The sequence below is a fragment of the Methanosarcina sp. genome, from assembly GCF_028693135.1.
GTDB lineage: Archaea > Halobacteriota > Methanosarcinia > Methanosarcinales > Methanosarcinaceae > Methanosarcina.
In genome coordinates this window covers 34,331-57,565 of the sequence record NZ_JAQUVZ010000012.1, presented here as the reverse complement: position 1 = coordinate 57,565, position 23,235 = coordinate 34,331, and the positions used below count along the sequence as shown (strand labels likewise).

The following is a 23,235-nucleotide window of genomic DNA, read 5'->3' as shown; positions in this document are numbered from 1 at the left end:
AGTGTTTTTACCCTTCAATATCATCTAGACCTACAATCAAAACTTTCTCATTTGTTTCAAGCTCATTTTTTATCCTGATTGCATCCTTTTCCAGAACACAATTCGTCCCCACAACCCAATTCTGTGGTCCATCTCCAAAATGGATATAACACACGACGGCCTTTTTCAACTGGAGATTATTTTTGTCCAGCATTGTAAGAAAACTTTCATCTGGAACAAATTCTTCAGATAACATAATTATGTTATAATTTCCTTTTTTGAGTTCAACTACAGAAGTCCAGTTTTCATCTTCCCTCAATTCATTTATTTTATCTTCATCTATTTTTATGTAGTACATTCCTCGCCCAATATTAGAATTGTAGTCTATGGTATAATTCACAGGTATGTTGTAATTTTCAAGAATGGCTTGAACTTCCGGCTCAGTAGTTTCATTTTCAAATTGAATAAGTAAACCAGCTACTTTAACTTCTTGAGATTGCATCATCAGTACTAAGAAAGTCAGAGAAACAATAAAAACAACTACGACTTTGCTAATTTTATTCATATCAATCACCGAAAAAAATGAGGAGTATTAACTCCTCACATATATACGGTTAACTTCAGAACCAGCGGCTTCAACCGTTTGTGTATCAGATCCAACAGGCTACAGATTACCAATTGCCAGCGATCCGGTTATCCAGGTCCTTCATTACTTTTTACTGAGTTTTCACCCTCCACACTCATATCAAGCTAAAAATAGTTTGATAGATTAGCGTTATTTTAAGGCAGTCTGTAAGACTTTTATTCCCCCATGGCACTTCCTGTCCCAGAATGGCCCTTACATGGTTTAGAAAAACTTAGACATCGGGGATGGATTTGAAACACAATGTTCTGAAAATGTGCATTCTTTACAGTATTTTTCTTCTTTTTTCTCAGGCATGAATCCGGCTTTTATTTTTTCCACACGCCTGCAGATTTTTAAAACTTCTCTGCGGTCCGAACTTCGGATAGTCACTTTTCTGAGCAGGCCGAAACTTACGTATTCAACAAAGGCAAAGGGCATCTCCCCTCCGGCCTCGGCTTCAAGGAACATGTCATACAGATTGAGCGAGGTTCACCTTTAAAAGGCATTGGCTTTTCCTCAGAGCCTTCTTATCTAAACTCCCAAATGATTCCATATATATAAGTACCAGACTCAACAAGCAAAGATTATTAATTACCAAATAATGTCAACTACCCCACGCTCAAGCAGTGTGGCTTGCAAAAGCCCTGATTGACCAGCTTAAGTCTTAATTGACTACGTTGTAAATGTCATGATACCTGCGAATGCTTCCTCAGTTTGTAGCTCTATCGTGTAGCATTAAAAGTCCTGAGAGGTAGGGGCGGTGTGCTACACTTGACAAGCATATCCAACATTGGCGAGGGGATACGGTTTTCCAAAACCATATTACCTGCTACGGAAATTCGTTTCCAAAGCAGAGTGGAGAAATCCAAACGTGGAACGGAATGCCAGAAAGTTGACGGCATTCCTCCCTGCGTTAAAGCAACAGGGCTTCCTGCCTGTCAAATGTGAAATATTCATTATTCAATAGACTCAAAGTAAACAGTGAAGACGTTTTCATTCATTTCAAGCTCACTTTTTACTTTATTCACACGTTCCTCTGAAATCCCACTATCTGGGTGATCTGTAATGATAACATGGCAATAGACGAACTTTTTCACTTCAAGATTATATTTATTTAGCATCTCAATAAAACTTTCATTGTGAATGTTTTGTTCCGCTATTGTAATTATGTAATAATCTCCTTTTTTAGTTATGTAATAATTTCCTTTTTCTAAAGCCGGAGTAGCTTCAGTCAAATTTTCGTATCTCAATTCACTTTTTACATCCATTATATTATCTTCATCTACTATTATGTAGTAGTTATCCGGCATATCAACCGTGAAATCCAGTTTATATCTAGCTAAATTATAGTTTTTGAGAATAGATTTTGCTTCCTGCTCACTAACCCCATCTCTAAATTGAATGATTAACCCAGCTACTTTTCTCTCTTCTTGTCCAGGATTTACTGTTGGAGTAAAAATGGTCATTTTTACAAATAATCCAATAATTACTACAAAAATCAGAAAAATAATAAAGAAGGTGATTTTCTTATTTACTTTACTCATATTAACCACTCAAAAATATGGCTTTAATCCCGCTTATATACGGTTAATTTCATAACCAGAGGCTTCAACAGTTTGTGTATCCGATCCAACAGGCTACAGATTACCAATTACCAGCAATCCGGTTATCCAGGTCCTTCATTACTTTTTCCTGAGTTTCCATCCTCCATACAGGCAGGTCAAGCTCCCCAATAATCCGAAGCCTAGAGTAGAGTTACTTTTGCTCGATTCATTTTCACCTGAGCTACTACCATTATCAGATTCAAAATCACTGTTGTTTGAATAATCCTGATCCTGATAGTTCTTAAAAGCCTCTTTATCGATCATTGGACCCAACTCAATCATGAAAGCATAGTCATCCTTCGTGATCTTATCCGGATACCTCTCCCAGATGTCCTGCAGTCCAGCTTTATACTCCTCTTTCTCCTTCTCAGAAACATCGAAGTGATCAATATATTTTATTGTAATAGCTTGACTTTCAGGATCAGTAGCAGCAAAAGCAAGTCCTCTATACGGCATACGTTTCACTACATCAGGCAAAGAAGCCTGCAGCTCCAGGTAATCCGCAACTTCCTTCATTCCTTCTTCACCCAGCTCAGCCTCCAAAGCCTCCATCTTTAACTGAGCAGCATCTTTAGTTTGGTTGGTTTGCTGTTCTTCGGTCGAAGCCATTGCTGATGGCATAAGACATAGACACAATGCCATAGCAATACATAGCGCTAATGTCCCATTTTTACCATTCATCTGTTCTCTCCAAATCCAACCATACAAATGGGACAGATTCTTTTTTCCCTTTTCATTGTGCTGTAATCTTTTTCCGTCCATTCCCGGTTCAAAAAAACTTTGACATCAAGGACGAATTTGAAACACAATGCTCTGAAAAAGTGCATTCTGAACAGAATTTTTCTTCTTTTTTCTCGGGCATGAATCCGGCTTTTATTTTCTCCACACGCCTGCAAATTTTTAAAACTTCTCTGCGGTCCGAACTTCTGATAGTTACTTTCCGGAGCAGGCCGAAACTTACGTATTCAACAAAGGCAAAGGGTACTTCTCCTCCGGCCTCGGCTTCAAGGAGAAGGGCAAGGGATGCGGCATGCATCCGGTCAGAGGCCCACACGCCCTGAACCGGACAATTTCCAGGTTTCATAATCGAGGGGACATTCCTGCCCTCGAAACAGACAAGTTTGGACGGGACACCCTTCAGGTTAAGTTTTTCAGATGAAAGAAAGGGCTCGGTTTTAACAGGCGTAAGTGCCGCAAGCATAGGGTCTTTTCCGTATTCTTCAAGCCCTCTGAAAAGGTTAGCCGCGATTTCAGGAATTTTAGCTCTTGCCCGCGCCTTCCCTTCTTCAACGACTTCCTTTTCAATGCATGCGAATTCTGCTGGGAACATAAGCGGGAGGTCCTCACATGCATGGAGAAAAGCAGTTTCAAGTTCTTTGCACAGGTTATCGGCGTTTAACGAACATTCCCTCACAATTTCAGGAAAAGTCAGAGAAAGCTCTTTCAAGAGCATTCTTTCAATCCTTGAAGCATTTATTTCCGGGAACAGCTCAAAACCACGGCTGACAAAGTATACGCGCCGCGGGCAGTTGATATACAGGAGAAGATCAGAAACGCTTATCTCAGGATTCCGTGAATCTGCAGGCATTACATAGTAAGTTCTTTTACACTTGATATAAATTTTTTGCATAAGACCCCACTCTTACCTGATAGTTAAACTCCTGCGACAATTGACGAACTCGCATTCGTTAAATATATAAGGGAATGTTTCCTCTTAGATTAAGTAAGTCATGACATCCAACGATTCCTCAGAAAATCTGCGCAACCGCCTGGCAGAAAAGATGGCTGGAGATATCACACTCTCCGAAAAACCCGGAGAGTCACTGAAGAAGTGGAGATTAAACTTCGAGATATCCCAGACCGATATTGCAAATTACCTTAAGGTTTCTCCCTCTGTTATCAGTGATTACGAAAGCGGGAGGCGAAAGTCTCCAGGGACAATGATCGTCCGAAAGATCGTGGAATCCCTGCTTGAAGTTGATATTGAGCGGGGAGGTAAAAAGATCCACACCTATGAATCGATACTTAACGCCGAAAACGGCTCAAAATCCATCTACTCAACCTACGAGTATACTTTCCCCATACAGCTTGCGAAACTGGTAAACCTTATTGAAGGCGAGATTGTTTATAAAGGGGTTGAGAGGCCCCTATATGGTTTTTCTGTCATCGACAGCCAGCGGGCAGTCCTGGAACTTTCCTCCCACGAATTCCAGAAGCTCTATGGCTGGAGTACAGATAGAGCCATGATCTTTACGAAGGTCAGTACCGGAAAATCCCCCCTGGTAGCTATCCGGGTCACCAACCTGAAACCCGGAGCTGTTGTGCTTCACGGGCTCCGTAAAGAAGAGGTCGAACCTGTTGCAGTCAAGATGGCGGAAGTAGACCGTGTACCCCTGGTCACAACTACAATGGACCTCGATCAGATTGTGCAGTTACTGAAAAAATACAGTCAATACTATGCAAGGGAATGAACCCTTGGAAACTGATGCCCTAACCACTCAAAAACAGGTGAACACATGACTATTGGAATTGTATCTTACGGTGCGTATGTTCCTAGATACCGTATAAAAATTGAAGAAATCGCCCGGCTCTGGGGTGATGACGCAGAGGCTCTCAAAAATGGCCTCATGGTGTACGAAAAATCCGTGCCTGATGTCGATGAAGACACAGCAACGATTGCAGTGGAAGCGGCAAGATACGCAATGGCAAGAAGCGGTGTAAATCCCTCCAGAATCGGGGCGGTATATACAGGTTCAGAAAGTCATCCCTACGCTGTAAAACCGACAAGCACTATAGTAGCCCAGGCTATAGGCACAACCCCCGAAATGACTGCAGCAGACTTTGAGTTTGCATGTAAGGCAGGAACAGCCGCAGTTCAGGCATGTATGGGGCTGGTAGGTTCTGGAATGATTGACCTTGGCATGGCTATAGGAGCAGACGTTTCCCAGGGAGCCCCCGGTGATGCCCTGGAATACACTGCCGCAGCAGGAGGAGTTGCCTGCCTCATCGGGAGAAAAGAATCCGAGCTTGCAGCAATCATTGAAGATACATACTCTTTTACAACAGATACTCCTGACTTCTGGAGAAGGGAAGGAATGCCTTACCCCGAGCACGGAGGACGTTTTACAGGAGAACCGGGATACTTCAAACACGTGACAAATGGCGCAAAAGGCCTTCTTAATAAACTCGGGACAAAACCTGAAGATTATGATTATGCAGTATTCCACCAGCCAAACGGGAAGTTCCCAAGCAAAGCTGCAAAGATGCTGGGGTTCACAAAAGCCCAGATAACTCCTGGACTTGTAGTTCCAAAAATAGGGAATACGTATTCAGGGTCCTGCCTTATGGGAATCGCCGCAACCCTTGACCAGGCAAAACCCGGGGACCGGATTTTTGCGACCGCCTTCGGGTCAGGAGCAGGGTCCGATTCATTCAGCATAACAGTTACTGACAGGATTGAGGAAATCCGAAATCTGGCTCCGACGGTTTCCGAACTTATAAAGGATCCTATATACATCGACTACGCAAAGTATGCCAGACATAAAGGCAAAATCCGTCTGGCCTGAAAACGGGGTGAATACATGAGAGACGTAGCAATTATCGGAATAAAGAATACAAAATTTGGGGAACTCTGGGAGCGTTCCCTGAGAGACATAGTCGTAGAAGCCGGAATCGGAGCGATTGAAGATACAAGTGTGAGCGGAAAAGATATCGATGCTCTTTATGTAGGAAACATGAGTGGGGGCCGCTTTGTTGACCAGGAGCACATAGGTGCCCTTATAGCGGACTATTCAGGGCTTTCGAGAAACCTTCATGTTCCAGCTACCAGAGTGGAAGCTGCCTGTGCGTCCGGCGGGCTTGCCCTGCGCCAGGCTATAATGTCCGTGGCTTCAGGTTACAGCGATATTGTGGTCGCAGCAGGAGCGGAAAAGATGACTGATGTCGGATCTGAAGAAGCTGCTTCGGCTCTTGCAGCAGCCGCTGACCGGGAATGGGAAGGCATGGCGGGAGCAACCTTCCCCGGGCTTTATGCAATGATTGCAAAGCTACACATGCACAGGTATGGAACTACAAGCGAACAGCTTGCAGAAGTAGCCGTTAAAAACCACAAAAACGGGTGTTTCAACCCTATTGCCCAGTACAAGAATAAAATTACCGTGGACGACGTACTGAACTCAATAATGGTAGCCGACCCATTACATATCTTTGACTGTTCCCCCATAACAGACGGAGCTTCTGCACTTGTCCTGGCTCCTGCAGACGTTGCCCACAAATATACTGATACTCCCATTTACATTAAAGCAACAGCACAGGCAAGTGACACACTTGCCCTTCATGACAGAAGGGACATCACAACTCTGGACGCAACCGTGATGGCTGCAAAGAGGGCATATTCCATGGCAAAATTGAAGCCTGAAGACATCGACCTTGTCGAGGTGCATGACTGCTTTACCATTGCCGAGATCTGCGCAATTGAAGACCTCGGATTTGCAGAGAAAGGGAAAGGCGGAATTGTCACAGAAAATGGGGAAACTGCGATTGGAGGTCGGATCCCTGTAAACACATCCGGTGGCTTGAAAGCCTGCGGACATCCCGTGGGAGCAACCGGCATAAAGCAGGCTGTGGAAATTGCAACCCAGCTCCGCGGGGACGCAGGAAAGCGCCAGGTCGCAGGAGCCGAGTATGGAATGACCCACAACGTAGGCGGGTCAGGAGCGACCGCAGTGATACATATTTTCTCGAGGGAGAGGTGATATTTGATGTCTTCTGTTCCAAGATTCTGGAGAAGCCTCGGCAGCAGGTATAACCTTGAAGGGACCCACTGCAAGGAATGTGGGGAATATTTTTATCCCCCGCGCAATGTTTGCGTAAACTGCAGGCGCATGGGTGAACTCGAATCATTCAAATTCAAAGGCACCGGCGAAATAGTAACCTATACATTGATTCACACGGCTGCGGAAGGTTTTGAAAACCAGGCTCCCTACACCCTTGCAATTATTAAACTGGATGAAGGGCCCCAGCTGACCTCCCAGGTGATTGGTGACCCTGATAAAATCCAGATTGGAACGCGGGTTAAGTCCGTGTTCAGGAAGCTAGGGGAAGACGGCGATCGCGGCATGATTTACTACGGCACTAAATTCATCCCTGCAGATGCCTGATAGGATCCGGATTCTTCCGGATTTCGTTAATAATTAATTAAAGTAAGGATTTCCGGGGCTTCCCGGATAAAATCGGAGATGTCTGTAACCTATGATTGAAGTGGAAGTCAAGGTCAGAGCGGATCATTCAAAGGTCCGCTCCGTCCTTCAGAAATTAGGGGCAATAAAAATAGGGATTGAGAATCAGTCAGATACTTATTTTGCAGCTCCTTACAGGGATTTTTCAAAGACCGACGAGGCTCTCAGGATTCGTTCCCTGGACGGTCAAGCCGTGCTGACCTATAAAGGCCCTAAACTTGACAAAGTATCCAAAACCCGGGAAGAACTCGAAACTTCTGTAGATGAAGCAACTACTGCAAAAATACTCCATGCGCTTGGTTTCTCTGATGCCGGAATAGTTCGGAAAAAAAGGGAAGTCTTCAGGGCAGGAGAGATAACTGTCTGCCTTGACGCAGTCGAAGGACTGGGAGAATTCCTGGAAGTAGAAATCATAGCTGAAGATGAAAAAGATCTTGAAACTTCAAGGGGAAAGCTGTTTGAATTACTAAAACAGTTTGGCGCCGGGGAAAAAGACTCTATTCGGACTTCTTACCTTGAAATGGTACTGGATAAAAGCAATTAAAAATTAATCTGGTCAATTCATCTGGTCAATTTCGGTAATTTTCCCGACTATTTTTATTTGAAGTCCCGCCTTTTTCGGCGCATAAACTTCTATTGATGCTGAATTATGTGCTTAAACTTAAGCACACGAACCCGATGCTCAAATTTAAAAACCGTAATCATCGGACCTATATTCAGCAGGGAACTTGTTTTTTCAGAATATTATTACTTATGGCGTTTTTGCTAGAAACCACATTATCCCTGATACTAAACATCCCTAATTTGACAGAAGCATACATTTTGTAATGTACAAATGGGCTTTATGATTATGTTTTCTTCATACAATTCAAAGTTCTATCTTGTGTTTTTTGATTTTTGACATTTTTTATATTTCTAACAACATTATGCCGCCACAATGCATTTTTTGTGAGAGAATACTGTGTTATTTATTGGGACATGTCAAACTTGGGAAACATTATTGCAAAAATGGTTCATTGTCTATAATGAGAGCGTCGGAAAAGTCTGAAATCTAGAACTTATCGCACACAGTCATTAAAATTTAAAGTAGTGAATCGGCATCATGCGGAATTATTAAATTTATGTACAATGATCAAATTGGGCAAATTTTAGGAAATTATGGACTTTTCCGACGCTATCATAATATGTCGTGAGATTTGGGCCATATGTCAACCATCTTCAAACAGAATACATATTTATATCTGACTGGAAAACGCCATTATAAAGAGTTCTCAAAATCTAATGTCGACCTGCCGAGAGCAGGTTAATAGCGTGGTGGAGTTAAATGCAAGCGGGATAAAAATAAGATCAAAAGAGGGTATAAAAGTGGAACTAACAAAAAGAGATAAAATCCTAGTTTCAATTATTTTATGTCTGCTTTTCGTGCATGTTGTACACGGGATGCTCGATCAACTCGGTGTTATAGGTTACGCTGTGTTTACAGATTATTGGCTTCCGGTTTCGTTCTTTGTATTATTTGTGTGGAGTTGGCTTATTATGATACTTAATACAATTGGTATCGTATTTGAGCAATACTCGTGGGAAGTATCGGCATATACATTCTATGGTATTCTTGCATGGATTTCGCTGTTCGTGCTTATAATTTACACCAAAGGTATGAAACTTGTGCCAAGAATTGTATATCTGTATCTCATCCCCGCTTTAGTAATGAGTCTTGCTTACCTATATCGCCTTCCACTTCATTGAGATACACTTTGATACCGATGATTAGACCTACAGAGTACGAAGTGTGAACTACCCCTCCATAAAATCTTTGCCTAACGGCTCAGCTTTTTGAGGGAGGAGCTTACCGCCTGCGGAGATAAATGAACTGAAAAATATCAGAAGAAAAGAAGATTTAAAACACAGAAACGCCGGGGATGCCCCCGAATGAATTCGGGGGTGGCGCAGACGGGGCTAACGCAATCTTTAGTATTTAGAATACTTCCAAAAATTAAAAAGTGACCTGCACAACACGTGGAGCAGGTTACCTTATCTTTGAACCCGGCTTTAGATCTTTGTCCGGCATCAGGGCTGCTACAATTACTCCACCGTCATCGGCTGCTAGCATCATGCCGTTTGACTCAACTCCGCAGAGTTTTGCAGGTTTCAGGTTGGTGAGCACGACTATATTCTTCCCGACAAGCTCTTCAGGAGTATAATAGGAAGACATGCCTGCAACAAGCTGCCTTGGTTTTGCTTCGCCTATATCCACTTCCAGACGGAGGAGTTTTTTGGACTTCTTTACGGGTTCGGCAAGGAGGACTTTTCCTACTCTTATGTCAAGTTTTGCAAAGTCTTCGTACTCGACCATTGGAAGAGTTTCGATTTGCCCTTTTTCTTCAGTTATTGCTGCGTCTTCGGCTTTTTCAGCTGGTTTTGCCTCTTCTCCGGGACCCATTCCATCGGATTTGACGGGCTCCTTTCCCTTCCCCTTTGCCGCGTTTTTCTTTTCATTTGCAGCTTTTACCCTCTGATTTGCAATCTCATCCATATCTCCTATCCTGTCATCTTCAAGCTTGGTAAAGAGGAGCTCAGGCTTTGCAAGTTTTGTGCCTGCCTTCAGAGGCACAAGGGCTTCTTCATACTGCACAGCATGTATATCGCTTTCCTGCCCGAGCCCTTTCCAGGCTGTTTCCATGGTCAGCGGGAGCACGGGTTCAAATATAATGCTCAGGGCTTTTGCCAGGTGGAGGCAGTTGTAGAGGACCTGTCCGCAAGCGGCTCTGTCTTCTTTTATAAGTTTCCAGGGCTCGTGGGACTGGAAATAAATGTTCCCAAAAGACGCGAGAGTCATGGCAGAATCGACAGCTTTTTTGAACTCGTACTCAGCCATTGCAGCTTTTACTTCTTTTAGAGCCTTTTCGATTTCTGCGCTTACTTCAGGTTCGAGTTTCCCTTCAGGAACTTCTCCATAGTTCTTGAAAGCAAAGAGCATGGTCCTGTACAGGAAATTCCCGAACACAGCCACCAGTTCGGTGTTGACCTTTTCCTGAAGCACGCGCCAGGAGAAGTTCAGTTCCTTAGTATGAGAAGTGTAGCTTGCAAGGTAATACCTCAGGAGATCGGGATGGAAGCCGTGGTCAAGATAATCTTCCCCTACCCAGACCACATAACCTCTGGTCTTGGAAAACTTCTTGTCTTCGATCTTGACCATGCCTGATGCCACAACAGCGGTAGGCACGGAATAGTCTGCGCCTTTAAGCATGGCAGGCCAGAAGATGCAGTGGTGGTAGGTAATGTCCCCTCCAATAAAGTGGACTATTTCTCCGTCCTCTTTCCAGAATTTTTCCCAGGAATCCCCTGTCTTTTCAGCCCATTCCTCGGTGAAAGCCATGTATCCTATGGGAGCATCCACCCAGACGTAAACCACAAGGTCTTCATGCCCCGGGAATTGAACCCCCCATTCAAGGTTCCTTGTGATACACCAGTCCGTAAGCCCCTGCTTTACCCAGCCAAGTGCGTAATTGATGGCATTACTGGTACCTCCCAGGTCATTTGAGAGGTAATTCATCAGGTAGTCGCTAAACTCGGAAAGTTTGAAAAAGAAGTGTTCCTGCTGGCGGTACTCTGCAGGCCCTCCGCAGATAGTACATACAGGGTTCAGAAGCTCTCCAGGTTCGAGGTGTTTTCCGCATCCCTGGTCACATTCATCGCCTCTGGCTGTTTCTCCGCAGTGAGGGCAGGCTCCTTCCACATAACGGTCAGGAAGGAAGCGGTTGCATTTCGGGCAGTAAGCGATTTCTATAATTTTCGGGTATACATAGCCCTTTTCAATCAGCCGGTTTACAATCTGCATGGTCCGGTGATGATTTTCAGGGTCATCGGTTGTCCCAAAAGCATCAAAGTAAACTCCAAGCTGCTTGAAAGTTTCGTCAAAGTGTTTATGATAGACTTCGACCAGTTCTTTAGGAGAGATCCCGAGCTCTTCGGCGTTTACGACAATTGGGGTGCCATGGGTATCCGAACCGCAAACAAAGGTAACCTCCCTTCCTTCCTTCCGCAGGGAGCGGGCAAAAATATCAGCGGGCACATAGGTCCGGAGATGCCCGATATGGGCCTTGCCGTTGGCATAGGGCAGGCCACATGTGACAAGTACAGGTTTATTGGATGAGTTTGACATTCTTATCTCCATATATTTTTATAAGTGTATCTCTTCTGGATGACTGCAATTCTGAAATATATTTCGCTTAATGTGTTTACAATGGAACTTATTTGAGGGATAGTTGATACTCCTATATAAAGAAGGGTGAAATACAGAGAGACATAAATAGTTGCTCGGACAATTCAGACCTGTTGAATTGACCCTTTTATTTGCGGGCTTCTTAAAAACATATTTCTGGTAGTTTCCCGAAAAGGAGAATTTGCCTGCCCCTTAACTGGAGTTTTCAGCAGTAAAGAAGCATAGACCGGAAATTAAAGAAAAAAATCCAAGAAATACGGTCCTGTCAGATATGAATGATGAAAACGTAAACTCAGAAGGTGTGGATTCAAAAAGCACGAGTCCAGAAGAGGCATCTGGAGACGACCTTTCGAGAAGTAGTGCTCCCAATAAAAAAGAGACTATTGTCCCAGAGGGAGATATTTCAGATAGTACTATCGAGGAAAATTCCTCATATTCCGATTCTGCTCCTGAAAGACAGGAATCTGCAAAAAAGGATGCTCAGGAACTTCCTCCCCGGGACCCTGATAAAAAAAGGATTGAAAACGAGAGTTTAAGCATGAATTCCAGCTCTTCTCCTTCCGTAAAGAAAAAGAAACGCAGCGGTACGTCCTATATTGTGATCTTACTGGCTTTGATTGCTGTTATTGGGCTCAGTATGGTTGCTATCATCTACGGGCTCGGTTTCGGAGGAAATATAGGGACTTCTGAGAAGATAGCGATAATTTATGTGCAGGGCACCATGCTCACTGGAAACGTTCCTGCAGGACTCGGCTATGCAACCTCAGAAGAGATTTCTGAAAACATCCACAGATCTGTAGCGGATGAAAACGTCAGGGCAATAGTACTCAGGATAAACAGTCCGGGAGGATCTCCTGCAGCCGCACAGGAGATTACAGTAGAAATCGAGAAAGCTCAAGAACAGGGCATACCGGTTATTGTTTCCATGGGAGATCTTGCGGCCAGCGCTGCATATTATATCTCTGCACCTGCAGATTACATATTTGCAAATCCTTCAACAAATACGGGGTCCATAGGAGTTATCTGGACCTTTGAGAATAAGTCTTCTTTCAACGAAAAGGAAGGTATAGATTATTACATTTCAAAGTCCGGAGAGTTCAAAGATATGGGAGGAACCTGGAGAGGGCTTACGGACGAAGAAAAAGAATACGCTGACAGCGTTGTCATGGATAGTTATGAAGAATTTGTAACCCAGGTTGCAGAAGGACGTAATATGAGCAGGAGTGATGTAAAAAAACTTGCCGACGGACGCGTATATACCGGGTCCAGAGCAAAGGAGCTTGGGCTTGTGGACGACTTTGGAAACCTCTATGATGCAATTGATAAGGCTGCGGAACTGGGAGGTATTCAGGGGGAGCCAAGAGTAGTGTATATGAACAAGGCAAGACTTTCAAGTTTACTTCTCGGTTCGGATTCAGGGGATTCCAGTAGGGAAACCAGTCAATTTGTCAATTACTTTGAGGAAAGCCCTTACGGGAAGATTCTTGCCTGTATAGGGTAAGTATCGGACTCCCTCAATTTCCTTTATCCGAAAGTTATTTTTTCGTTGTATTTTCATTTGTATGTTTCATATAACAGGCTTACAGCCTGAAAATAGCAAAATATATATTAGCTAACATGCAGGATAACGCGGGCTTAACATGCTGGAACTCAAATTTGTACGTAACAACCCCGACATAGTTGGGCGTGCTCTTATTAACAGGAATATGGGCACCGAGCTTATAGATAGCCTTCTTGAATCTGACGTGGCCTGGAGAAAATGTAGCGCCGAGGGCGATAGCCTGAAGCATAAACGCAATGTGGTCACCCGCGAGATAGCGCAGCTTAAGAAGGAAAATAAGGACACCGTATCCAAGATAAATGAGATGCAGGGCATCAATGATCGTATTAAAGAAATCGATGATAAGATACGCGACTATAAGTCAAAAATAAATGAGATAATGCTCAGTATCCCCAATATCCCATCTGAGATGACGCCTATAGGCAAGGATGAGAACGACAATCCGGTTGTAAGGGTAGTTGGAGAGCCAAGAGAATTTACATTCACCCCAAAGCCACACTGGGAAATAGGGGAGGCGCTGGATATACTTGACTTTGAGAGAGGAGTAAAGATCGCAGGTCAGGGTTTTACAGTCTATAAAGGCATGGGCGCGAAACTTGAAAGAGCGCTTATAAACTTCATGCTTGATGTACACACTGACCAGGGTTATCTCGAAGTTTACCCACCTGTGCTTATCAATGAAAAAGCCATGACCGGTACAGGACAGCTGCCAAAGTTCAAAGATGACATGTATGTATGCAGCGCTGACGGCTATTATCTTGCACCTACCGCGGAAGTCCCGGTGACCAACCTCTTCATGGATGAGTACATGGAAAATCTGCCGGTATTACTTACAGCATATACTGCATGCTTCAGGCGTGAGGCAGGAAAACATGGCCAGGATACTAGAGGAATCATCCGCCAGCACCAGTTCAACAAGGTTGAGCTTGTCAAGTTCGTGAAGCCGGAGACATCCTATGAAGAACTGGAAAAACTCACCCTCGATGCTGAGGAGATTCTCAAACTCCTGAAGATACCGTATCGCGTCATAAGCCTTTGCACTGGTGACATAGGGTTCTCAGCGGCCATGACTTACGACATAGAGGTATGGGTACCCGCACAGAAAAAATACCGGGAGATATCCTCGTGCTCAAATTTCGAGAACTTCCAGGCCAGGAGAGCAAATATCCGCTTCAGAACCCCTGAAGGCCCGCAGTTCGTCCACACGCTTAACGGTTCAGGCCTTGCTGTCGGCAGGACCGTCGTTGCGATACTGGAAAACTACCAGAGAGAAGATGGCAGCGTGGAGATTCCGGAAGTTCTCAGACCATACATGAGAGAAGCCGAAGAAATCAACAAAGTTTAAGCTTGTGGATTACGAGAAAGAATGGAGAAAGCCCCTATGCTTTAGCTTGGAGATGAATCCCGTTAACTTTTCCAACATTCTTTTTGTCATCCTTCTGATGAAGGCGAGGAAGGGGACTTCTCGCTGTGCCCCCGCGCTCCCCAGGTTAAAGTAATTAGCAGGTTCCCCTTTCTCCTTTTTCCAGGCACTTATTTTTATCTATTCAGCCTTATTCCTGATTTCCTGCGTTTCTTCTGCAAATTTTATCAAGGAGAAGGATATTGTCAAGCATGAGAGAACCACTCCAGCCAAGAGGGATCGCCCAGGCTGGCTTTCCTGTAGACTTGTCCACCTGTTCAGGGAGAAGCCCTGTGCTTGTTGCCCCCGCCAGAGCCCATCTCAGGTATTTAATCCCTTCACTTGTCAATTTTTTCACCTCTTCGGCATACTGCCCCTCTTGTCCTTTGGGAAGATCAAGGACAAAGGCAAACATAGCCTCCGAAAGCCAGAGAGTGGTTATTATCCAGGGATTTCCGTCGATGTAACTGTCATTTTCGTAACGTTTGATTCCATTACCCGCATTGATAGGAATCGATAGCTTTTTCTGGATATTTTCGATCAGGAAAAGAATCATGTCTCTTTCCACAGGGTCTTTCGGAGAGAGCATTCCAAAGGGCATATATGCGCCCAGGATACTCGCATCAATGGTTTTATCCAGTTTCTCGTTGAGGATTCCTTTTGCAAAGTAGCCTTCCTGAAGCCAGAAACGGTCAATTGTAGCCTGCTTGATGAACTCAGCCCTTTTCTTCCAGCGCCTTGCCATGCCAGATTCACCGTTTTCTTCTGCAAGGTGGGAGGCACCCATGAGCCCTGCATAGATCGAGGCATTGGTGTAGGTGAAAACTCCGTAATAAGTCTCCCAAAGGTCCATACAGCTTTCATGCAGCCCTGACTTGGTCCTCTTCATCAGGTACTCGGCAGCCCTGAGCACGGTGACCCAGACTTCTTCCAGAAACTCAACCTTTTTGAGACCTTCGAGAATCCTGTAATATATATCCATGGCATGAAGTGTGGACCCGGTCTCGTCTATCTGGGTTGAATAGTCAAAATTTCCCCAGGAAGGAGCTATGTCTCCATTGAGCCAGTAACGTTGGAACCATGAACCATTGGGGAGCTGGGTCCGGATACACCACTTGAAAAATCGGTCACAATATTCGGGATATCCGGAATGCTTGAGGGCAAGCACAACCTCCGAGGTATCCCTGTTCCAGCAAAACCCGTATCCTCCGCATTTCTCGAAATGGGAGTCAAACTCCGGAGCAGCCACAAAGGATCCATGTTCACGGTCGTTCAGGAGATAAAGCATGAGAAGCGCCCGGTTATATGCATTGAATAACTCCTGACGCAGGTTATTATGCCCTTCAAGCCCTGGCATCTTGAGCACATGTTTTTTTGCTAGCCACATCACCCAGTGTTCCCGCGTCTTTTCAAAGATGTGTTCCAGAGGCAGTTTGGATAACTCATGCATCCTCTTATACAGGAGACTCCGGGAAGATGCAGCTCCTATAAAGATTACAAACTCATTTGCTCCGTCAGCTTCCAGTTCAAGGTCCCAGCCAACAGCATTGTTGATATTTCCGATATCTTCCTTATTCCGCTGCAGCTTTCCATCTTCCATATCATATTTGGAATTTGTCCACCATATGGTATCCATTGCCTTTCCGATCTGCCATTCCGTAAACTCCGGCAGGGCATAGATTCCTATATAGTAATTTTGCCAGTACTGTGCAAGCAGGCGAGCTTCCGTATCGCAAAATCCGGAGTTTTTCTTGGGAGTTTCCCCTACGTTCAAATTAGAATAGTAAAAGAATTTTCCTGACATCTTTTGCTGGGACTGCACCTTAAACCTGCGGATAAGGACCGGCACTTCAGGATGCACAAGGTCCAGGATCGAGATCCTTATCCCGGAGTCATGGTAGAGTTTTGTGGATACGATATTGGTATCTTCGATGTAATTCTGAATAGAGTGCCAATCGTTGTCATTTGTCCAGAGAAGCTTTTCCCCTGTATGGATACAGGCAAGGGATTCTTCTACGTGCTGGGCATGGTCTCTGCGGGGATAAAATAAGCCTAAAATATCCCCCTTTCTGCCCATTGTCACAAGCAGTTCGTCATTTCCGAGAATGACATTAGGTTGTTTGATCACCGAGTGTCCCCTCTTGGCTGGTGTTCTGGGCTTATGCTGGGGGATGCCAGCGAGATTATGTGCTCACAGACGTTCTTTCCGGTGGCTTTACAGCTGATTTCCCTGACCTTTATGGCCTTGCCGGAATATTCGGTCAGGTACCCTGCAAAGTAACCGCTCATGTAGGCGCATACGGGCTGTTCGGACTCACCATAAACGTCGGCAATAAAGGAATCTCTTACAATAATTTTTCCCTCAAAAGTAACGGGATCGCATTCAATTTCCAGTATACCCCACCCAACAGCCTTGTAGAGTTCTACCAGGGGGCTCGTGAAATTGTTGTCGTCAAGAGGCATGATGCTCTTGAAATATTTTGCTGCATGGATCCCGCCCTTAAGCCCTGAGAGGGTGAGAAGCCCCTCGGCATGTGGTGCGTTCTCGTTCAGAGTCCTGATTATATCAACAAGGGTGGGTGCTCGTGCAATAATTGCCCGGACCCCTATCACATTCAAGGGGAAATCCACCCCATGTATCATCCGGTTTTCAGAAATCCCGTATTCCACCTTCAGGACAGCTTCCAACTCCTCTATTTTACGGGAAAGCTCTTCTAAATCAACTTCGTTTCCGATTTCAGTGAAGACCGAATACTCTCCTGTTTCCATGTTCATATTGTCAAAGTGCCCGATCCTTATGAGAACACTTTGCTTTTCCAGGAAATCAATTATTGGGGATAAAGAGCCGGGATCTTTCGAATAAGTGATTTTGAACCATACAATTTTTGAATTTTCATTTAAACCTGCAAACATGCATAAGTCTCGAACCATGTAACTCAAACTCCCGTAAATTAGTATGTGTGCATTTCATTAAGTTATTGCGTTAAGCTCCTGAATACACTAGCTTTGAAGTCCATAAGTACTGCCATAAAGTTTACTGCTGCCTCGAAGGGTGTGGCGTGGACACTGAAATAAGAATGCACGTCTCCATCCCCGAGCCACTTGGTGCACATATAGTAATAGTGGTCCGAAGTCAACAGGTGCTTCCATATACGCAGGATTTCAGGGTCTTCTGTTTTTCTCACAAAAGGCTCAAGCAATTTAATTTCCTCAAAACAACGCCTTTGCATATCGTTTCCGAGCCATGCGCTTGTATCGCGTTCCATATCCGCCCAGGAGATCGTAGAAAAATCTCCAATATCGATCTCGGCTACAGGCGAATATTTTCTGGCAATCTCTACAGGAGTGCTAAATTCCATGCCACTTTTGAGGACTTCGGAAGGCAGTCTTTCCAGAAATTTAAAAATTCCGGTTTCTTCCCACTGGTGTTCTCCGAACGTCTCGTAGTCCATAAAAATATTGACGCAATCCTCCTTGACTCCTGAAGCCCATGATGCCCATTTTTCCGCAGTAAGTGGATATCCTTCCCACCACCTTGCCGAAAAACGGTACCCTATATCGTCGCTCAGCTTGTAGTTCCTGAAGAGAATGGGCAGTCCTGAACCTTTTGCCCTATAGAGTACGTTAGGAGACCTCCCCTCAAGCATATGGTCCGCACCTTCCGTAAGAATTGCCTTATAACCCAGCTTGGAAACGATCTTTGCTATGGTGTTATTGTAAAGAAGCTCTGTGTTTCGGAATACCTGGGGTTTAACCCCAAGGAGGTTGAACATCATTTCTCTGTGTTCCTTCACTTCTTCAATAAACTCTGTTTTGTCGTCAAAAAGGCTTGAAAGAGAATGATAACAGGTCTCGTCCAGAAACTCCACAGCTCCTGTTTCTGCCAATTGCCGGAAACTCTCAAGCACTTCTTTTCCCCAGAGTTCACATTGTTCGAGCAGCGTACCAGTGACTGAAAGGGAAAACCTGAACTCCCCTTTATGTTCGTCGAGAGAGTCCAGAAGAGCCCGGTTTGTAGGGAGGTAGCATTTGCGGGCTACTCTTTCAAAAATCTCCCTGTTGCCTCTGTCATCAAAGTAGCGGAAAAATCCGGACCTGTCATCAGGCCAGAACCTGCGCAGCCTGAAAGGCTGATGCACCTGAAAGTACATGCAAAGAGAGGTCATGCCCCTTCCTCCAGAATGGCTCGTCTTAAATCCGAGAGAATGGAATAGTAGTTCACAGCTTTTTCAGACCCTTCACGAGCGTTTCCCGCATTCATTGAAAAAAGGATTTCACTCTGCTGGAGGTAACCGAAAACCTGCTTCAGCTTCTGGTAATTTGGTTTTTCTGTAATTTCTGCAAGTTCCTCCCCTACCCTTACCAGCTCCCTTAGATAGAGCTGTTGCGCATGGTTTCCAACAGCATTGTGCATTCCGTAACGGATTGTCTGTTCGGTCCCGAGAGTAGGAAGTTTCACAGGACGGAACCTGCTTACTGCTTCCGAAGGTGTGATCATTTCAATACCCCTGCTCTTCAGGGCTTCCGGAAAAGCCCGTATAAAATCAGCTATCATGCTCTTGCTCCTGTGGTGAAGGCAGAGGCTTGTGTAATTAAAATAAAGGGTCAGGACATCCCCTTCCATGCTTGCAATCCAGTCTGCGAACTTTTCCGGAATAAGAGGGTAGCCTTCCCAACTTTGTTCCGAAAAGCGCAGTTCAAGGTCTTCACTGAGATTTATGTGCCTGAGAAGGATCGGAAGGTGGTTTTCAAAAACGAGGACAGGATCGCATCCATCCAGTATGTTTCTTGACCCTTCGGCAATAAGACACCTGAACCCCATATCTGCAAGTAAACTCCCCACTCTTTCCGTATACAGAAGTTCTGTGTTCACGAAAGTTTCGGGGTTTACACCTAACAGTTCCCGGACCATTTCCCTGCAAATCATAACTTCCTCTTTAAACCAGGAAAGGTCAGGATAAAGGGCACTCAGGGAATGGTAATTGCAGCTTCCTGTAAACTCTACCTTTTTACTTTCTGCAAGTTCCCTGAAAGACTCAAGAAGTTCGGGGTCCCACCTGCACTGTTCCAGAAAAGGACCCGAAAGATCAAAGGCATAGCTTCCCCCCCTTTCAATGGACTCCAGAAAAAGATCATTAAGGCGCAGAAATTCTCTGCCTGTTTTCAAGAGCCTTGAAAAAATTTGGTTTCGGTCAAAATACCGGTCCATTTCAGGCACCCCGGAAAACCCCTCTACGGGCCAGTACCACTTGGGACTGTAAGGCAGATGCACTCCCAGACACATGCACACGGCTTTCATAACAAAAGACTCTTGTGCGGAAACGTACTAAAAACTATTGTTTCCTTCAGCTTTTTGCCTGGGAAATGAATTATTGACCATAATCAAAAACAGAATAGGTAAAAGAGTAAAGAACAGAATAGATAAAAAAGTAAAGACAACAGCCTAAAAATAGCAGGCTGTGAGTTAAAAAAAGCATTAGACTAAAAAGAAAAAGGGGGATGAAATGATCATCCCATCATGAATCTGGTGAGGCTGCCGTAAGCTTCTGCGATTTCTTCTAAGGAAAGGGAAACCTCGAAATTCTTGCCTTTAATTTCAAGGTTGTCGCCTCCAACTTTACCGATTACGGCATGTGGTACGCCTTTAAGCATTTCCTTTACAGCTTCGGGTTCGGGTGTTGCAAGCAGTGCCCTTGCGGGAGTTTCTGAGAACAGGAATTCGTCTGCCTGCGTTTCTCCTGCAGCTTCACTAAGGTCTACTTTTCCGCCCAGATCTCTGCACATTTTTGCAAGCCCTGCCCCGATTCCTCCAAGGGAAAGGTCATGTGCAGAACTAAGTTTTCCACTTTTAACAGTTTCGACTATGGCTTTTATAACGTCAGGGGCGTTCTCCGGGACTGCAGGGACATTTCCGACATTTTCAGACTCCATGCAGGTGTAGTATTCGGAGCCTCCCATTTCAGGTGTTGTCTCTCCTACAAGGATAATGCTATCTCCTGCCTTCACAAAGAAACTTGAGGGCAGAGGGGTTTCGAGATCCACTTTCCCTATCATTCCTATCGAGGGAGTGGGAGGGATTGCAGTCTTGAACTCATCACTTTCGTTATAGAGAGAAACGTTCCCTCCAACTACCGGAATTGAAAACCGTCTGGCTTCATCTCCAAGCCCGAGTACGGAGTTTTTGAATTGCCAGTAGGTTTCAGGGCGATCCGGATTTCCAAAGTTAAGGCAGTTTACAATAGCCAGTCCCTCTGCACCTTTTACTGCAAGATTCATGGCGTTTTCGATGATTGCCGTCTTTCCTCCGGTGTAGGGGTCAAGAAGGGTGACTCTGGGCTGGCATCCACAGGTAAGTACAATTCCTTTTGTATCGGTAATCCTGAGCACTCCGGAGTCTTCTCCGGGTTTGACAACGGTCCTTAACTGAACCTCGTGGTCATACTGCCTGTAGATCCATTCCTTTGAGGCGATGTTGTGGGAGGACAGGACCTTTATGAAAGCCGCTTTCAGGTCTTCTGGAGCTTCCGGTTTTTTGCCTTCTTCCCTTCGTGTGGGGGCTTCTGAGGGCTTCTCACAGGTAGGGGCCCCTCCTGTCAGAAAACCAATTGGAATGTCGGCAACGATTTCCCCTCTGAACTCAACGGTATATGTGGGCTCTTCTGTGAGGTAGCCGATCACAGCCCCATTCAGGTCATACTTCTGTACCAGGGCAAGTACTGCATCGACATCTTCAGGAGTGACTTCAAAGAGCATGCGCTCCTGGGACTCGGCAAGCAGGATTTCATATGCGTTCATGTTGGGTTCACGTTGAGGAACCGCATCTGCAATAATGCGTGCTCCCAGTCCTCCCTTTGCAACCAGTTCCGAGCTTGCCCCTCCAAGCCCTGCAGCCCCAAGGTCTTTACAGGATTTTACATATCCTTTTTCCATGGCTTCCAGAGTCATTTCCATGACAAGCTTTTCGGTGTATGGGTCTCCTACCTGAACGCTCGGGCGGTCGTCGGCTTCAGCTGATTCGGAAAGGTCTCTGGAAGCAAAGGAAGCTCCACCAAGTCCATCTTTTCCAGTGCTGGAACCTGCAAGCACGAGCTTATTACCGGCTTTCTGGGAGCGAGCGGTTATTACTTCTTCTTCCTTACAGAGCCCGACTGCAACAACATTTACCAGCGGGTTTCCGCTGTATCTTCTGTCAAAAAATGTCTCGCCGTTGACAACAGGCACTCCTATGCAGTTCCCATACCCTGCAATTCCTTTAATGATCTGCTCGAAAAGGAAGAGGTTTTTCGGGGTGTCCAGAGGCCCGAAATAGAGCGGATCCATAAGGGCTATTGGACGGGCTCCCATAGAGATAATATCCCTCACGATCCCTCCCACACCGGTAGCTGCCCCATTATATGGATCTACATATGAAGGGTGATTGTGGCTTTCCATGCCTATGGCAAGCACATATCCGTCTTCGAATTTAATAATTGCAGCATCATCTCCGGGACCGATAAGAACGTTTTCGCCCGTGGTTGTGAAAGTTTTCAGGAGAGGGGCGCTGGAGCGATAGGAACAGTGTTCACTCCACATATTTAAAAAACAGCCCTGCTCTACCAGAGTAGGCTCTCGCCCAAGTTCTTTGATAATAATCTTCAGGTCTTCTTCAGGTAACATTGCCTTGCCTCTGATTCTTAAGCCTCTTTTGGATGCCGAAGCTTCGGTTTTTCTTGTAATTTCCCTGAAATATCAGGGATTTAAATGTAGCGTTAATGTAGCGTTAACAGACTATGCCGACATAAAGGAACAGGGATTAGATAAATATTTCTTTAAGCCCGAGAAGGAAAAAGGTTCTGCAAAATAAGTAGCTGTCAGCTCTTTGGGCTGTGGAGACATTGCAGACTTTATTTACTTCGATTTTTGTGTGCTCCCGTGTCTTTTTTACAGTAGTTTTTACTTTTTGCTGTTTAATATTCCAGTGGACGACCAGAAAAATCAGAACCGACTTTATCAGAACCGACTCTAGAGATTCAAACACTGCCGGAGGAAAAATTAAATAGTTTACAGAATAGTTTACAGAATAGTTTACAAAAAAATGACAAATTTTCCGGACGGATGAAGAAGAGATTAAAATAGCTCAGAACTAAAAAAATTAAAATTGATTTGAAAAAATCAGTAAAATATTAGATTTGCTGGACCATTTTTTCGACCTTAATTCCGGTTTCGGTAAGGAAGTAAACCTCTTCTTTTTTTGCGATTAGCTCTTTTTCTTCCAGTTCCTCGAGAGTCTTTGCAATGGTAAGATGTACTATCCGAAGAGTTTTAGAGATACGTTCTCCTTCCATTTCCCCTTTTGAGGCTAGTAGAGAGAGCACTTTTTGCCTTACATTGTTTCCGTTCACAAAACCGACTAATTCATTCATAAGATACCTCCAATATATGTTAAATTTCCCGGATATTATTATATAGACATATTTATATATTAAAAGTGCGTAGATAAGTAATTAGATAGGTAATATAAAAAGATGGAGTTCAAGATATATTTAGCTTTTTGCTGGCTGAAAAATGCTTTTTCCGGTAAAAACACAAATTTAAGGGGTTTATTCTTCAAGGTACGAATCCGGGT

General features: G+C 44.6%; 20 protein-coding genes and 1 pseudogene. 9 read left to right on the top strand and 12 right to left on the bottom strand.

The features are described 5' to 3' along the window. Positions 1–7: 7 nt before the first annotated feature. From PHF18_RS07990 to PHF18_RS07970, 5 genes and pseudogenes are all read right to left on the bottom strand, one after another. A complete protein-coding gene (locus PHF18_RS07990; RefSeq protein WP_300100834.1) occupies positions 8–544 on the bottom strand; it encodes a UPF0228 family protein in 537 nt (178 codons plus the stop codon). Between the two features lie 282 nt (positions 545–826). Then, positions 827–1,081 carry a Dna2/Cas4 domain-containing protein gene (locus tag PHF18_RS07985; protein WP_300100960.1) on the bottom strand — a complete coding sequence of 85 codons (255 nt, stop codon included), beginning with the start codon at positions 1,079–1,081 and terminating at the stop codon, positions 827–829. A gap of 479 nt (positions 1,082–1,560) precedes the next feature. Continuing rightward, on the bottom strand, positions 1,561–2,148 hold the full coding sequence (locus PHF18_RS07980; RefSeq protein ID WP_300100831.1) for a UPF0228 family protein: 588 nt from the start codon (positions 2,146–2,148) through the stop codon (positions 1,561–1,563). 138 nt (positions 2,149–2,286) lie between these two features. Continuing rightward, positions 2,287–2,439 (bottom strand): annotated as a pseudogene (locus tag PHF18_RS07975) (YncE family protein); the annotation flags it as partial. Positions 2,440–2,977: 538 nt separating this feature from the next. Further along, on the bottom strand, positions 2,978–3,796 hold the full coding sequence (locus tag PHF18_RS07970) for a Dna2/Cas4 domain-containing protein (RefSeq protein WP_300100829.1): 819 nt from the start codon (positions 3,794–3,796) through the stop codon (positions 2,978–2,980). A gap of 142 nt (positions 3,797–3,938) precedes the next feature. On the opposite strand from PHF18_RS07970, the gene PHF18_RS07965 reads away from it, so the two are divergent. The 6 genes from PHF18_RS07965 to PHF18_RS07940 all read left to right on the top strand — a co-directional run bounded on the left by PHF18_RS07965 (position 3,939) and on the right by PHF18_RS07940 (position 9,191). Further along, a complete protein-coding gene (locus PHF18_RS07965; RefSeq protein ID WP_300100826.1) occupies positions 3,939–4,679 on the top strand; it encodes a helix-turn-helix domain-containing protein in 741 nt (246 codons plus the stop codon). A 45-nt stretch (positions 4,680–4,724) separates the two neighbouring features. Beyond that, a complete protein-coding gene (locus tag PHF18_RS07960) occupies positions 4,725–5,774 on the top strand; it encodes a hydroxymethylglutaryl-CoA synthase (protein ID WP_300100824.1) in 1,050 nt (349 codons plus the stop codon). 15 nt (positions 5,775–5,789) lie between these two features. Beyond that, positions 5,790–6,962: a thiolase domain-containing protein gene (locus tag PHF18_RS07955; protein ID WP_300100822.1), complete on the top strand. Its 1,173-nt coding sequence runs from the start codon at positions 5,790–5,792 to the stop codon at positions 6,960–6,962. Between the two features lie 6 nt (positions 6,963–6,968). Then, a complete protein-coding gene (locus PHF18_RS07950; protein ID WP_300100820.1) occupies positions 6,969–7,367 on the top strand; it encodes a Zn-ribbon domain-containing OB-fold protein in 399 nt (132 codons plus the stop codon). Positions 7,368–7,458: 91 nt separating this feature from the next. Then, on the top strand, positions 7,459–7,989 hold the full coding sequence (gene cyaB / locus PHF18_RS07945) for a class IV adenylate cyclase (protein WP_300100818.1): 531 nt from the start codon (positions 7,459–7,461) through the stop codon (positions 7,987–7,989). Between the two features lie 767 nt (positions 7,990–8,756). Next, positions 8,757–9,191, top strand: a complete 435-nt coding sequence (locus tag PHF18_RS07940) for a hypothetical protein (RefSeq protein ID WP_300100815.1) — start codon at positions 8,757–8,759, stop codon at positions 9,189–9,191. 280 nt (positions 9,192–9,471) lie between these two features. Here PHF18_RS07940 and metG read toward each other — a convergent pair whose 3' ends face one another. After that, positions 9,472–11,607, bottom strand: coding sequence for a methionine--tRNA ligase (gene metG, locus PHF18_RS07935; RefSeq protein WP_300100813.1), 2,136 nt, complete (start codon positions 11,605–11,607; stop codon positions 9,472–9,474). 331 nt (positions 11,608–11,938) lie between these two features. Here metG and sppA point away from each other — a divergent pair, with 331 nt between their 5' ends. Beyond that, complete coding sequence (gene sppA, locus PHF18_RS07930; protein WP_300100810.1) at positions 11,939–13,168, top strand: signal peptide peptidase SppA; 1,230 nt, start codon at positions 11,939–11,941, stop codon at positions 13,166–13,168. 139 nt (positions 13,169–13,307) lie between these two features. Beyond that, on the top strand, positions 13,308–14,573 hold the full coding sequence (gene serS / locus PHF18_RS07925; RefSeq protein ID WP_300100808.1) for a serine--tRNA ligase: 1,266 nt from the start codon (positions 13,308–13,310) through the stop codon (positions 14,571–14,573). A gap of 208 nt (positions 14,574–14,781) precedes the next feature. Here serS and PHF18_RS07920 read toward each other — a convergent pair whose 3' ends face one another. The 5 genes from PHF18_RS07920 to purL form a co-directional block, all read right to left on the bottom strand. Continuing rightward, positions 14,782–16,758 carry a glycoside hydrolase family 15 protein gene (locus PHF18_RS07920; RefSeq protein ID WP_300100805.1) on the bottom strand — a complete coding sequence of 659 codons (1,977 nt, stop codon included), beginning with the start codon at positions 16,756–16,758 and terminating at the stop codon, positions 14,782–14,784. After that, positions 16,755–17,561 carry a V4R domain-containing protein gene (locus tag PHF18_RS07915; RefSeq protein WP_300100803.1) on the bottom strand — a complete coding sequence of 269 codons (807 nt, stop codon included), beginning with the start codon at positions 17,559–17,561 and terminating at the stop codon, positions 16,755–16,757. Before PHF18_RS07915 ends, PHF18_RS07920 begins: the two co-directional genes overlap by 4 nt. 44 nt (positions 17,562–17,605) lie before the next feature. Further along, on the bottom strand, positions 17,606–18,796 hold the full coding sequence (locus PHF18_RS07910; protein WP_300100801.1) for a glycoside hydrolase family 57 protein: 1,191 nt from the start codon (positions 18,794–18,796) through the stop codon (positions 17,606–17,608). Then, positions 18,793–19,929 carry a glycoside hydrolase family 57 protein gene (locus PHF18_RS07905; RefSeq protein WP_300100798.1) on the bottom strand — a complete coding sequence of 379 codons (1,137 nt, stop codon included), beginning with the start codon at positions 19,927–19,929 and terminating at the stop codon, positions 18,793–18,795. The genes PHF18_RS07910 and PHF18_RS07905 overlap by 4 nt, the downstream gene beginning before the upstream one ends. Before the next feature lie 209 nt (positions 19,930–20,138). Beyond that, the gene (gene purL, locus PHF18_RS07900; RefSeq protein ID WP_300100796.1) at positions 20,139–22,286 is read right to left on the bottom strand and encodes a phosphoribosylformylglycinamidine synthase subunit PurL; all 2,148 of its coding nucleotides are present in this window, start codon (positions 22,284–22,286) and stop codon (positions 20,139–20,141) included. Between the two features lie 28 nt (positions 22,287–22,314). On the opposite strand from purL, the gene PHF18_RS07895 reads away from it, so the two are divergent. Then, on the top strand, positions 22,315–22,473 hold the full coding sequence (locus tag PHF18_RS07895; RefSeq protein WP_300100793.1) for a hypothetical protein: 159 nt from the start codon (positions 22,315–22,317) through the stop codon (positions 22,471–22,473). Positions 22,474–22,792: 319 nt separating this feature from the next. Here PHF18_RS07895 and PHF18_RS07890 read toward each other — a convergent pair whose 3' ends face one another. After that, a complete protein-coding gene (locus PHF18_RS07890) occupies positions 22,793–23,032 on the bottom strand; it encodes a transcriptional regulator (RefSeq protein WP_300100791.1) in 240 nt (79 codons plus the stop codon). Positions 23,033–23,235 lie beyond the last annotated feature (203 nt).